At 62.3% G+C, this 13139-nt stretch carries 9 protein-coding genes; 5 read left to right on the forward strand and 4 right to left on the reverse strand.

The window, feature by feature from the left end:
* Positions 1-126 precede the first annotated feature (126 nt).
* Positions 127-1293, reverse strand: a complete 1167-nt coding sequence (locus AC1DV9_RS07280; RefSeq protein WP_477946988.1) for a pyridoxal phosphate-dependent aminotransferase — start codon at positions 1291-1293, stop codon at positions 127-129.
* 127 nt (positions 1294-1420) lie between these two features.
* Positions 1421-1852 (reverse strand): large conductance mechanosensitive channel protein MscL, encoded by a 432-nt coding sequence (gene mscL, locus AC1DV9_RS07285; RefSeq protein WP_112387538.1) that lies wholly within the window; start codon positions 1850-1852, stop codon positions 1421-1423.
* 211 nt (positions 1853-2063) lie between these two features.
* Between mscL and AC1DV9_RS07290 the strand changes: the two genes are divergently transcribed.
* From AC1DV9_RS07290 to AC1DV9_RS07300, 3 genes are all read left to right on the forward strand, one after another.
* Positions 2064-5561, forward strand: a complete 3498-nt coding sequence (locus tag AC1DV9_RS07290) for a hybrid sensor histidine kinase/response regulator (RefSeq protein ID WP_477946990.1) — start codon at positions 2064-2066, stop codon at positions 5559-5561.
* A 223-nt stretch (positions 5562-5784) separates the two neighbouring features.
* Positions 5785-6996 carry a glycosyltransferase family 4 protein gene (locus AC1DV9_RS07295; RefSeq protein ID WP_112538594.1) on the forward strand — a complete coding sequence of 404 codons (1212 nt, stop codon included), beginning with the start codon at positions 5785-5787 and terminating at the stop codon, positions 6994-6996.
* 8 nt (positions 6997-7004) lie between these two features.
* Complete coding sequence (locus AC1DV9_RS07300) at positions 7005-7979, forward strand: NAD-dependent epimerase/dehydratase family protein (protein WP_477946992.1); 975 nt, start codon at positions 7005-7007, stop codon at positions 7977-7979.
* 28 nt (positions 7980-8007) lie between these two features.
* Here AC1DV9_RS07300 and AC1DV9_RS07305 read toward each other — a convergent pair whose 3' ends face one another.
* Positions 8008-8703, reverse strand: a complete 696-nt coding sequence (locus AC1DV9_RS07305; protein ID WP_442207932.1) for a hypothetical protein — start codon at positions 8701-8703, stop codon at positions 8008-8010.
* Between the two features lie 143 nt (positions 8704-8846).
* Here AC1DV9_RS07305 and AC1DV9_RS07310 point away from each other — a divergent pair, with 143 nt between their 5' ends.
* Both AC1DV9_RS07310 and greA read left to right on the forward strand, forming a co-directional pair.
* Entirely contained in the window at positions 8847-10202 is a 1356-nt protein-coding gene (locus tag AC1DV9_RS07310; protein ID WP_477946994.1) for a peptidoglycan L,D-endopeptidase MepK, read from the forward strand.
* A gap of 68 nt (positions 10203-10270) precedes the next feature.
* On the forward strand, positions 10271-10753 hold the full coding sequence (gene greA / locus AC1DV9_RS07315; RefSeq protein WP_112538591.1) for a transcription elongation factor GreA: 483 nt from the start codon (positions 10271-10273) through the stop codon (positions 10751-10753).
* Between the two features lie 161 nt (positions 10754-10914).
* Here greA and AC1DV9_RS07320 read toward each other — a convergent pair whose 3' ends face one another.
* The gene (locus AC1DV9_RS07320) at positions 10915-13128 is read right to left on the reverse strand and encodes a 3-hydroxyacyl-CoA dehydrogenase NAD-binding domain-containing protein (protein WP_477946996.1); all 2214 of its coding nucleotides are present in this window, start codon (positions 13126-13128) and stop codon (positions 10915-10917) included.
* Between the last annotated feature and the right edge of the window lie 11 nt (positions 13129-13139).

Below are 13139 nucleotides of genomic sequence, written 5' to 3' on the forward strand. Positions count from 1 at the left end.
TTTGGGCCGTTCCGGCGGGTAAGTTTGCGGCTGTGGTTAGAGGCCGATTTCGGCTTTCGCTACAATTTTATCGAACCGGCCAAACACGGGGCAGATGCCCGGCTGATGGCGCCGGGCATTCCGATCTCAGCGGCTCATGATGTAGTCGCAAAGACGCTCGGCGGCGGTGCGAACCTGGGCCGGATCACGCAGGAAACAGGCGCGCAGGAAGAGTTCGCCGCCCGCGCCGAAAGCCGCACCCGGCGCCAGGCCGACACCGGTCTTGTCGACGATATCGATCGCGGCCTTGCGGCTGTCGGTGATACCGTCGATCTTCAGGAACGCATAGAGAGCGCCATCGGGCTTCAGCGTCTCGACGCGATTGGTGGCAATCAGGGCGTCGCAGAGGATATCGCGGGCTTCGGTGGCCTTGCGAATGTTGACGGCGACGAAATCATCGCCGTGGTTGAGCGCTGCGACGGCGCCCTTCTGCATGAACTGCGCAACGCCCGAGGTTGAATACTGGATCAGGTTTTCCAGCACCTGCCCGGTTTCCGGCGGGCCGACGATCCAGCCGACGCGCCAGCCGGTCATCGACCAGTTCTTAGAAAAGGAATTGACGAAGAAGATCTTGTCGCCTGGTTCCATGACGTCGAAGAACGAAGGCGCGCGGCCGCCAGCGTAGAAGTAGCGGGCATAGATCTCGTCGGCCATGATCCACAGGCCGTGCTTGCGGGCGATCTCGAGAATCTGTGCCAGATCCTGCTTCGTCGCCGTCCAGCCCGTCGGGTTCGACGGTGTGTTGACGAAGAGGCCCTTGGTCTTCGGCGTGATCGCGGCTTCGATCCGGTCGAGATCAACCGCCCATTTGCCGCCTTCGAACTGAAGCTCGACGGCCACCGAACGGGCGCCGGCGATTTCGAGTGCAGCTGCGATATTCGGCCAGGCGGGCGTCAGATAGGCGATCTCGTCGCCCGGCGAGGTCATCGCCTGCACGGCAATCTGGATCGCCTGCATGCCGGAACCGGTGACATAGAAATGTTCCGGAGAGAGCGTCACACCGAAATGACGGCCATAGTAGTCGGAAAGCGCCTGGCGAAGTTCGGGAATGCCGCGCTGCCAGGTGTAGAAGGTCTCACCGGCCGCCAGTGCATCCATCGCCGCCTTGCTGATAAAATCAGGGGTCGGAAGATCGCCCTCACCGACCCAAAGGGGCAGCAGGCCTTCGCGGCCGCGGGCGTAATTGACGACTTCGACGATCCCGCTTTCGGGTGCCGTGACGGCGCGCGGGCTGAGGCTATTGACGATCGACATGCAGGTCTCCGGTTTTGGCCTTCATAGAACAAAACCCGGCGCAAATCCCAATGAGAATGCGTGATGTCACATCGATTTTCGTGATGGATTGAGCCCTGCCTGATAGCAGGGCTCAAAGGCGCTGAAATCAGGCCGGACGCTTGGCCAGAAGATCGCGGATCTCCGTCAGCAGCGCCACGTCTGCCGGCGGCGGCGCGTCTTCCGCGGCCTTCTCCTCGTTACGCTCGATCTGCTTGCGCAGCATGTTTACGGCCTTGACCATCAGGAAGATGATCCATGCGAGGATGAGGAAGTTGATGAGGACGGTGATGAAATTGCCATAGGCAAAGACAGCGCCCTGCGCGCGGGCGGCAGCCAGCGTCGGAGCGTTGACGGCCGATGAGAGACCAATGAAATAGTTGGAGAAGTCGAAGCCGCCGAAGATGGCACCGACGATCGGCATGATGATGTCGTCGACAAGCGACTTGACGATACCGCCGAAAGCGCCGCCGATAATGACACCGACCGCCAGGTCCATGACATTACCGCGGGCAATAAACGCTTTGAATTCGTTGAGCATCCGATCTGTCTCCCTCTGATGCGCACTCACTGACAGTCCGTGCTTTATTAGCTACATGTCCGCCATAATTATTCAATTGTTAATTTTGAATAACCACTTCTTCCGGCGTCTTGGACTTAAGGTCTAGACCGCCCCGATTTCCAAAGGCGGGCATTTCCCCTAATCTCCGAAACTCAAGGGGCCTGGCGAACAATTCGCCGGTGGAGGATCGATGCTTCCTGGCTGGGTCATAATCGCGTCTGCCTTCGGCTACATGCTGCTGCTGTTTGCCGTCGCGAGCTATGGCGATCGCAAAAGCCGCCGGCTTGGCACGCAGGAAGGCGGCTGGCCCGTTGTCTATGCGCTCAGCCTGGCGATCTATTGCACGTCCTGGACCTATTTCGGCGGTGTCGGCCTTGCCTCGCAGCACGGCCTCGAATTTGCCGGGATCTATATCGGACCGATCGTGGTCTTCACGCTCGGCATGCCGCTCCTGCGGCGGATTATCGAGCTTGCCAAAGCCGAGAAGCTGACGTCGGTCGCCGACTTCATCGCGGCGCGCTACGGGAAAAATTCAACCGTCGCGACGATCGTGGCACTGATATCGCTGGTCGGCGTCATTCCCTATATCGCGTTGCAGCTGAAGGCGATTTCCAGCACCGTTTCTGTTGTCGTGAACCCGCAGGATTACGGCATCGGCAGCGGCAATCTCTACTTCCTCGACCTGCCGCTGATCGTCACCCTCATGCTTGCCTGTTTCGCGGTGATGTTCGGCACCCGCCACACGGATGCGACCGAGCATCAGGACGGGCTGATCCTCGCCGTCTCGATGGAATCCGTCGTCAAGCTCATCGCCTTTCTCACAGCCGGCATCTGCGTCATCTGGTTCCTGTTCGACGGGCCGATGGATCTCTGGGAGAAAAGTGCGGCGAACCCCTTGGTGACCGCGGCGCTGGATTACCAGACGCCGATCAGCCGCTGGATCGTGCTGACGCTGCTCTCGGCCTTTGCGATCATCATGCTGCCGCGGCAGTTCCATGTGACCGTCGTCGAAAACAGGACGGCCAAGCAGCTGAGGCTCGCGGGCTACCTGTTCCCGCTCTATCTCGTCGCTATCAATCTCTTCGTGCTGCCGGTGGCGATCGGCGGGTTGCTGACCTTCGGCGGCGCCGGCAATGCCGACCTCTATGTGCTCTCGCTGCCGCTTGCCGGGCAAATGCCCGTGGTGTCGCTGATCACCTTCATCGGCGGCTTCTCGGCGGCAACCGCGATGGTGATCGTCGATTCCGTGGCTTTGTCGATCATGGTGTCGAACGACATCATCATGCCGATCTTCCTGCGGCGGAAGCTCGCCGGGCGCGCCAGCCAGCGCGACGACTTTGCCAAGACGCTGCTCAACATCCGCCGCAGCGCCATTTTCGCCGTCCTGCTGCTCGGCTATGCCTATTATCGTTCGACCGACAGTACGGCGGGCCTCGCCTCGATCGGCCTCCTCTCCTTTGCGGCGATCGGACAGATCGCGCCGGCGCTGTTCGGTGGCCTCGTATGGCGGCGGGCGAATGCGCGCGGCGCGATCCTTGGGCTGACCTCCGGCTTCGTCATCTGGTTCTATCTGCTGTTCCTGCCGTCGCTCGGCGGGCCTGATTATTCCTATATCGCCAGCGGGTTCCTGGGTTTCCTGTTTCCCGGCACGACGGTTTTTACCGCGCCGGATGCCGACCCTCTCGTCAACGCAACCACGATGAGCCTGCTGGTCAACACGGCTTTCTTCATCGTCGGCTCAATGACGCGCAATGCAAGGCCGCTGGAGCGCATCCAGGCGGGCATCTTCGTCAAGCGGCAGTCGCGCTCGCAATTTGCGACGCGCGGCTGGAAAACGCGGATCAGCGTCGGCGATCTGAAGGCCGCCATCGCCCGCTATCTCGGCGAGGAACGGATGCAACGCTCGCTTGCCACCTACGAGCAAAGCTCCGGCCGCAAGCTGGAAGACGACCAGCCGGCCGACATGGCGCTGATCCATTTCAGCGAACAGCTGCTCGGCAGCGCCATCGGCTCGTCTTCGGCAAGGCTGGTGCTGTCGCTGATCCTTCAGAAGATCGAGGATGCGTCGTCGGATACGGCCTGGCTGCTCGATCAGGCCAGCGAGGCGCTGCAATATAACCAGGACATGCTGCAGACGGCGTTGTCGCAGATGGACCAGGGCATCGCCGTCTTCGATAGTTCCAACCGGCTGACGATCTGGAACCGGCGCTTCCGCCAGCTGCTCGACCTGCCTGAAGATGTCGGCCGGGTCGGATTTCCGCTGTCGGAGATCGTCGCCATTCTCGGCCAGCGCGGCGACATCCCGGCTGCCGATCTGGCGCAGACCGTTCGCCACTTCCAGACGCTCGACAAGCCGTTCTCGCTGGTTCTCGGCGGCGGCGACAGCATCATCGAAGTGCGCTCCAACGCCATGCCGGACAAGGGCATCGTTGCTACCTTCACCGACATTACCCAGCGCGTCGAGGCCGACAGGGCGCTGAAGCAGGCGAACGAAACGCTGGAGCAGCGCGTTGCCGAACGCACCGCCGAGCTGACGCGGGTCAACCATGAGCTCGGCGAAGCGCGTGCTTCGGCCGACGAGGCCAATATCGGCAAGACCCGCTTCTTTGCGGCGGCCGGCCACGACATTCTGCAGCCGCTGAATGCCGCGCGGCTCTATTCATCGGCGCTGGTCGAGCGCATGGCGCAATCCGACAACGGGCCGATCGTCCGCAACATCGACTCGGCGCTTGAATCCGTCGAGACCATTCTCGGCGCCGTGCTCGATATCTCGCGGCTGGATACCGGCGCGATGCGGCCGCGGCTGACGACCGTGCCGCTATCGGATCTTCTCCAACGGATCGAGACCGATTTCGCGCCGATCGCCCGCGAGAAGAAGCTGAAGCTGGTGGTGATGCCGACCACGCTCAAGGTGCGCTCCGACCCGAACCTGTTGCGCCGCCTGGTGCAGAACCTCGTCTCCAACGCCATCAAGTACACGCTGACCGGCAAGGTGCTGGTCGGTGCGCGCCGGCGCGGCGACAAGGTGGTGATCCAGGTGATGGATTCTGGCATCGGCATTCCGCCCTCGAAATTCCGCACCGTCTTCAAGGAATTCGCCCGCCTCGACGAAGGCGCCAAGACCGCGACCGGGCTCGGGCTCGGGCTTTCCATCGTCGATCGCATCGCGCGCGTTCTGAACCATCCGGTGGAACTGCACTCGACGCATGGCAAGGGAACCGATTTCCGCATCGCCATGCCGCTCGACACGACGAAGCTCGGGGCAGCGCCGGTTGCGGCCGTCAGCACTGAACGTCAGGCACAGACGCTTCGGGGCCTGAAGGTCCTCTGCATCGACAACGAACCGAATATTATCGAGGGTATGCGGCTTCTGATTTCCGGCTGGGGCTGCGAGGTGCAATCGCTGGCTTCACTCGCCGAAGTGGCGGACTTCCACGCGCCTACACCCGACCTGGTGATCGCCGACTATCACCTCGACGACGGGACCGGCATTGCCGCGATCCTTAATCTGCGCCATCGCTTCGGCGCCGAGCTTCCGGCACTGCTTCTGACGGCCGACCGGACGCTCGAAATCCGGGCGGAAGCCGAACGCCACGGGATTTCCGTGCAGCACAAGCCGGTGCGCCCGGCGGCACTTCGCGCCTTCATCACGCAGATTTCGGGCCAGAAGCGGGCGGCCGCGGAGTAAAGTCTCCACGGAGAGCCTGCCTGCCGGACCGCCGTCGTCATGCGCGAAAACGCAAGCGCGGCGGTTGTACAAAAGATCGCCGCCGGTGCCCGCAATGGTAGGCTAATGCAAAAGGCTGAATTGCAATAGCGTGCGATCCATCGCCTCATTGAGCCGGGCAACAATCTTCTATCCTCATCGAACGGGTCCGCCCTGGACCCCTGGCAAAGCTTTGGTTCCACATATGCGCCTGATTGTCGTCAATGACGTTTCTGTTGTCCGGGGTGGCGCCACCAAGGTTGCCATCCAATGCCTGGAAGCCTGTGTCGATGCCGGGGTCAACTGCACCTTCTTCGTTGGTGACGACGGGGCGGGGCTGAAGGAATACGGGCTTGATGTGCGCACCATCGCGCTCGGCGAAAAGCCGCTGCGCGACGGCCCTGCGATCGCCAATATCTTCGACCGGCATTTCAACAAGCGGGCCTATGAGGCGCTCTCGGGGCTGCTCAAGGAATCCATCGACGAGACGGTGGTTCATGTTCACGGCTGGAACCAGATCCTCTCGCCCTCGATCTTCCACGCGCTGTCGCAGAGCAATGCGCGCGTCATCATCACCGCCCATGACTTCTTTCTCAACTGCCCGAATGGCGGCCTGTTGAACTACAAGAGCGGCGAAATCTGCGGCGTGACGCCGATGTCTCTCGGCTGCCTGACCACCAATTGCGACAAGCGCAACTATCTGCACAAGCTCTGGCGCTTCCGCCGAACGCTGGCGCAGGCCGGTGTCGGCGAGGCCTTCTGGGAGCGGATCGAGGTGATCCTGGCGCATGAGAACATGGAAGCCTATCTGACGCCCGGGCCGCTCAAGCATTTCCAGACGCTGCGCACGCCGACCGAACCGCTGACCCGCCAGCCGACCGAACCGTGGCTGCGCGAGCGCATCATGTTTCTCGGCCGCATGACCTGGGAAAAGGGCGTGCGAACGCTCGGTGATGCGCTGCGGATGACCGGCCAGGCCGCGACATTGATCGGACGCGGGCCGCTGCTCGAAGAGATGCAGAAGACGCTGCCGCATTGCTGGGTGCCGGGCTGGCTGGACGATGCCACCGTCGCCAGGCTCGCCGGCGAGGCGCGCGTCTTCATCATGCCGTCGCGCATGCCGGAACCCTATGGCCTGGTTGCCGCCGAGGCGATCATGAGCGGGATACCGCTGATCGTCAGCAGCAATGCGCTGATCTCCGAAGAGATCGCGGCGAATGGCGCCGGGCTGGTGTTCAAGAGCGGCGATGCGGCCTCGCTCGCCGACGCGCTCGGCAAGGTGAAGAACGACAGTCTTGTCGAAAAACTAACCGAGGGCGCCCGCGCCTTCGGAAAGAAGATCGCGCCCTCCCGCCAGGAATGGGATCGGAAGATGATCGCGATCTACACGGGGGAAAATGCCTTTCTTGCGGCCTAGGAGGGATCATGGCGCGTGCATTGGTGACTGGGGGATGCGGCTTTGTCGGCCGGCATCTTTGCGAACGGCTGCTCGCCGAAGGATTTGATGTCGTTGCCGTCGACCTGATGAAACCGGGCACCGGCGCGCTGCCGCCATCGCAGAGGCAGCTCGCCAACCGCCACTACACTTTCCTGCAGGAGGATTGCCGCAGCTTTTTCGAGCGCAGCACCGAGCGCTTCGACTATGTCTTCCATCTCGCGGCCCTTGTCGGCGGGCGGATGACGCTGGAGAACCAGACGCTGCTGGTTGCCGAAGATCTGGCCGTCGATGCCGCGCTCTGGCGCTGGGCGGGCGAAAACCGGCCGGGCAATGTCGTCTATTTCAGCTCGAGTGCCGCCTATCCCGTCTCGCTGCAGACCTTCGAGGCGCAGACCATCCTCTGCGAAGACATGATCTCCTTCGACCGGCCGATCGGTGTGCCCGACCTCAGCTACGGCTGGACCAAACTGACCGGCGAATTCCTGATGAAGCTCTATGTCGAGCGCTACGGCGGCCGCGCCGTCGCCTACCGCCCGTTCAGCGGCTATGGTGAAGATCAGGACCTCGCCTACCCCTTCCCGGTCATCTGCCGCCGGCTGATCCGCGAACGCGGCGCCCCCGAAGTCTCCGTCTGGGGCAGCGGCCATCAATGCCGCGACTTCATCCACATCTCCGACTGCGTCGGCTTCGTGATCGAGACGATGGACGCCATGACCTCGGGCACCAGCCTCAACCTCTCGACCGGAGACGCCACCTCCTTCATCGAACTCGCCGAACGCATCAGCCGCCAACTCGGCTGGTCACCCAAGGTGAGCGGCACCGCGAGCCGCCCGGAAGGCGTGTTCTACCGTTGCGGCGATACGGCGCTGCAGCGAGCGCTCGGGCTGGTGCCGAAGGTGAGCCTCGAGGAGGGGATCAGGCGGTCGCTGGAGTTTCATCGGGAGATGGAGGTGATGGCGTGAGGCGTGATTGTAGCTGAACGACTTGGCCCTATTTGGCCTTCAGTGTCTCAAGCAGCGCTTGCGCTTGCTCGCCTCCCAACTCAAAAATGAACGGCATTGAACACGGTGCCTGCAATACCGTCAGCAACTGCGGCTCCAGGTTTGGGACAATGGTTGCACTCGGGCCACGAAGCGGTGGACGATCTGAACCAGATCGCCTTAGCGCGATCACAAAAGGTCCGGACGGCATCTTTTCCGGCTCGCCAAAAGTCGAGTTATCCCATGTGGCTTCGATGATCTCCGGTGCCTGACCCTGGAGCACTTCTTCAACCTGAATTTCGAAGCGGGCGTAATCGGTTATGAAGCCGGAAATGTTTGACAAAGAGTCGCGAAGCTTCGAGGGCTTCATCTTAGCGACCATCTGCCGGTTACGCTCTCTCGCTTCCGGGTCGAGAATAAGCCGATAATTGGCTACGCGGCCGATTACGACGACATCGGCATATTTCACATCGCTAAGCGCAAGGCGTGCGACGCTCATGCAGGCAGTCGCGGAATTTACCACAAAGAGCGAGCTGAGACTTATGACAGCCGCCATGCAGGCGCTTCGAATATTGGTCGAGAGATGACGTCCAGCCGGTGTCATTTGGTTCCATTTCCTTGCAACGCAGGCGATCAATTTCTTGGTAGATTTTGGCAATCTTTCGTCCGCGCACGCGGAACTATGATCAAAAATTGAATCGTCCATAGCACCGTCATTTTGAGATGCGGGAGAGCCGAGGCACCCATCAACCCCTTGTTAAACCTTTATTGACCATAATCGCCGCTTAAGGCGCGGTATTGTAGGCGTTCACCGGACCTCTGCTGCCTTTGTTCCCGCGTAAGACGGAGATGGTCATGATGGAATATGCGGCGGAAACGCGGGTGGTTGGGGAGCGCGAGGGGCTTGGCTTCCTTTCGGCGCTGGCGCGGCGTGCGGCCCGGGCCCTTGTGGCTGCGTTTCTGGCGGTGCCGGCCTTTCTCGGCTCCGAGGTTGGCGCGGCGGCCGAAGACCGAGCGCTGAAACTCTATTTCACCCATACCGGCGAGAAGGCGACGATCACCTTCAAGCGCAACGGCAAGTTCGATCAGCGCGGGCTGACGCAGATCAACCGCTTCCTGCGTGACTGGCGCCGCAACGAGCCGGCCCGCATGGATCCGCGGCTGCTCGATCTCGTCTGGGAGGTCTATCAGAAGGCCGGCGGGCGCGATTACATCCATATCGTTTCCGCCTACCGTTCGCCCGCCACCAACAACATGCTGCGCACCCGCTCGCGGCTAACCGGTGTTGCCAAGAACAGCCAGCACATGCTGGGCAAGGCGATGGATTTCTATATTCCGGGCGTGCAGCTTTCCAAGCTGCGCGGCATCGCCATGCAGATGCAGGGAGGCGGCGTCGGCTATTATCCGAAATCCGGCTCGCCCTTCGTGCATCTCGATGTCGGCCGGGTGCGTGCCTGGCCGCGCATGTCGCGCCAAGAGCTGGCGCGCATCTTCCCGAGCGGCAAGACCATGCATGTGCCGGCCGATGGACGGCCGTTGCCGGGGTATAATCTGGCAGTCGCCGAATACAAGAAGCGCGGGAGCGTGAAGACCGTCGAGATCGCCTCGGCCGAGGACGACGAGGATACGGGCAGCAGCGCTACGCTTCCGAGCAAGCTGGCGACGGCGCTGGTGCCGACGCCGCGCAGCGTCCGGCGCGAGATCCCGATGCTGGCAGCAGCGCCAGTGCCGGAAAAGCCTGCTCCTGAAACCTTCACCAATCTCGCTTCGCTGAGCGTGCCGCTGCCGGCATTCCGGCCGGGCAGCGAGAAAGCCGCAGCACCGATCGATCCGGTCCAGACGGCGTCGATCGATCCCGTTGCCATCCGGCCCGAGATCCGTCCCTCCGTGCCCTCCTTCGGCGCCAGCGCGCTTGCCTCGCTGAAGCCGAGCTCGATGCCCGGCGCCCGGGCCGAGCTGATGGCGGCATTACCGATGGCGAAGTCACCCGAGCTCAATGGCGGCGTCTCCGCCATCTCCGACGAAGCGCTGATCGGCTGGGCGCTGCATGGCAACGGACGCGAGCTCGGCATGAGCGCGCCGCGGATCATCCGCCGGGCGATCCTTGCCGATCAGAGCATGACCTACGAGGTCATGGACGACGAAGAGGAAACCGACGAAGCCGAGTTCGATGTTGACCGCTTCGGGTCCGATCAGGCAGGTTGAGGGGATGGGCGCGGAGCAAGCGCCCGCCTGCGCCCGATGACGGCGCCAGCCTGAATGGAGTTTGAGAATTGAGTACCGCTTTCGTCAAGGAAGAGAGCGCGGAAACGGCTGCAGAAACGCATCTGCCCGACCGCCCGATCTCGCCGCACCCGAACCTCGTCACCGAAGCCGGCCTGAAGGCGCTGGAAGAGCAGCTGCAGGTGGCACGCGAGGGCGTGGAAGCCGCCGCGGGGATCGAGGACGTCAACGAGAAGCGACGGCAGACGGCCATTCCGCTGCGCGATTTCCGCTATTTTGCCGAGCGCGTGCGCACCGCGCAGGTGATGCCCGCTCCCGCCTCCACTGACATCGTCGCCTTCGGCAGCAAGGTGACCTTTAGCCGCGATGACGGCCGGGTGCAGACGTATCGCATCGTCGGCGAGGACGAGGCCGATCCCAAGGCTGGGTCGATTTCGTTTGTCTCGCCTGTGGCGCGAGGGTTGATGGGCAAGGCTGTTGGTGATCTCGCGATGGTGGGCGATCAGGAGCTGGAGATTACGGCGATCGCTTGAGGACGGCCACGAAGGTCGTCATCCTCGGCCTTGTGCCGAGGATCTAAAGAGGCCCTACGTCAGCCGTTGTACCCTGTGTCACCCTTTGCAGATGCTCGGGACAAGCCCGAGCATGACGACGTTTTGGGCGGTGCCTGTCGCCTCTCTGCCGATGAGGCGGCTTACGCCGCCTCCTTCTCTCCGCGATAGGGATCAAACCGGCCATAGAAGGTCTCACCCTTGGCGGCCATGTCCTTCAGCAGCGGTGTCGGCTTGAAATGGGGGCCGTAGCTGACGGCCAGTTTTTCCGCCAGTTCGACGAAGGCCTTGGCGCCCATGCCGTCGATATAGCTCAGAGCGCCGCCGGTATAGGGCGCAAAGCCGAAGCCGAGGATGGAGCCGACATCTGCCTCGCGCGGATCGGTGACGATGCCTTCCTCGACCGTGCGGGCGGCTTCCAGCGCGATGGTAACGAGGAAGCGCTGCTTCAGCACCTCGATATCGAGATCATCGGCCTTCTTCTGCGGATAGAAGCTCTTCAATTCCGGCCAGAGCGACTTCTTGGCGGGCTTCGGCGGGTAGTCGTAGAAGCCCTTGGCGTTCTTGCGGCCGAAGCGGCCTTCCTTCTCGACCATGCGGGAGACGAGCTCCATGTGGCGCGGGTCGATCGCCTTGTCACCGAGATCGGCGACGGTGGCCTTGAGGATCTTCAGCGACAGGTCGATCGCCACTTCGTCGTTCAGCGCCAGCGGTCCAACAGGCATGCCCGCCATCTTGGCGGCATTCTCGATCATCGCCGGAGGTACACCCTCGATCAGCATGTCGTAGCTTTCCGACATGTAGCGCAGGACGCAGCGGTTGACGAAGAAACCGCGGGTATCGTTGACGACGATCGGCGTCTTCTTGATCGCAGCGACATAATCGAGCGCCACGGCGAGCGCCTTGTCGCCGGTTTCCTTGCCGAGGATGACCTCGGTCAGCATCATCTTCTCGACCGGCGAGAAGAAGTGGATGCCGATGAAATCGGCGGGGCGCTTCGAGTTCTTGGCGAGACCGGAGATCGGCAGCGTCGAGGTGTTGGAGGCGAAGATCGCTCCATCAGGGAGCACTTCCTCCACGGCCTCAATGACCGCTTTCTTAACGTCCCGATCCTCGAAGACGGCTTCGATAACGAGGCCGGCATCCTTGAGATCGGCGTAATCGGCGGAGGGCGTGATGCGGGCGAGGATCGCGGCCGCTTCATCCTGCGTCAGCCGGCCCTTACCGACCGATTCCTTAGCGAGGCCCTCGCCTGTTGCCTTGCCCTTGTTCGCCGCGTCCATATCGCGATCGATGAGCGCCACCTCGAGACCAGCAGCAGCCGAGACATAGGCGATCGAGGCGCCCATGAAACCAGCGCCGACGACGCCGATCTTCTTCAGCTCTGTCTTCGGCTGACCGGCCGGGCGGCGGGCGCCCTTGCCGAGTTCCTGCATCGAGATGAACAGCGAGCGGATCATCGAGAAGGCTTCGGTGGTCTGCAGCACCTGGGTGAAATAGCGCTGTTCGATCTTGAGCGCCGTATCGAAGGGTACCTGAAGACCTTCATAGACGCATTTCAGGATGGCAAGCGCGCCAGGATAATTGCCCGCCGTCTCGCGACGCAGGATCGCCGGAGCGGCCGGCCAGAGCTGCGCGGACGCCGGCGTCCAGATGCCGCCGCCCGGAACCTTGAAGCCCTTCTCATCCCAGGGGGCAACCGGCTTCAGACCGTCCTTGATCATCTGCTTGGCGGCCGGGATCAGCTGGTCCGCCTCGACCACCTGATGCACGAGGTTCATCGCCTTGGCGCGCGAGGCGGTCAGCGACTGGCCTGTCGTCATCATCTGCAGGGCGGACTGCGCATCGGCAAGGCGCGCGACACGCTGCGTGCCGCCAGCGCCCGGGAAGATGCCGACCTTGACCTCGGGAAGCGCGATCTTCACCGATTTGGCATTGGAGGCCACCCGACCATGGCAGGCGAGCGACATTTCGAGTGCGCCACCCATGCAAGTGCCGTTGATCGCCGAGACCCACGGCTTGCCACATGTTTCGAGCTTGCGGAACAGACCGGTCATGCGGCCGACGAGATCGAACAGTTTTTGCGCGGCGGTATCGGGATTGGCGGCCTTCTCGTCGTTGTAGAAGGTGAACATCGCCTTGATCATCGACAGATCGGCACCGCCGGAGAAGGACGACTTGCCGGAGGTGATCACCACGCCCTTGACGGCGCTGTCGGCGACGGTGGCGTCAACGATGGCGTTGAGCTCTTCCATCACTTCGGTGGTGAAGACGTTCATCGACTTGCCGGGCATGTCCCAGGTGACGAGGGCAATGCCATCGGCATCGGTGGCGACGGTGAAATTGGTGTAGCTCATCGTCTCTCTCC

This window comes from Rhizobium sp. 01L410, from assembly GCF_056400165.1.

Excerpts from the sequence above, each read along its gene's own strand:
- AC1DV9_RS07280 (WP_477946988.1), bottom strand. The coding sequence starts at position 1,293 with ATGTCGATCGTCAATAGCCTCAGCCCGCGCGCCGTCACGGCACCCGAA.
- mscL (WP_112387538.1), bottom strand. The coding sequence starts at position 1,852 with ATGCTCAACGAATTCAAAGCGTTTATTGCCCGCGGTAATGTCATGGAC.
- AC1DV9_RS07290 (WP_477946990.1), top strand. The coding sequence starts at position 2,064 with ATGCTTCCTGGCTGGGTCATAATCGCGTCTGCCTTCGGCTACATGCTG.
- AC1DV9_RS07295 (WP_112538594.1), top strand. The coding sequence starts at position 5,785 with ATGCGCCTGATTGTCGTCAATGACGTTTCTGTTGTCCGGGGTGGCGCC.
- AC1DV9_RS07300 (WP_477946992.1), top strand. The coding sequence starts at position 7,005 with ATGGCGCGTGCATTGGTGACTGGGGGATGCGGCTTTGTCGGCCGGCAT.
- AC1DV9_RS07305 (WP_442207932.1), bottom strand. The coding sequence starts at position 8,703 with ATGGACGATTCAATTTTTGATCATAGTTCCGCGTGCGCGGACGAAAGA.
- AC1DV9_RS07310 (WP_477946994.1), top strand. The coding sequence starts at position 8,847 with ATGGTCATGATGGAATATGCGGCGGAAACGCGGGTGGTTGGGGAGCGC.
- AC1DV9_RS07320 (WP_477946996.1), bottom strand. The coding sequence starts at position 13,128 with ATGAGCTACACCAATTTCACCGTCGCCACCGATGCCGATGGCATTGCC.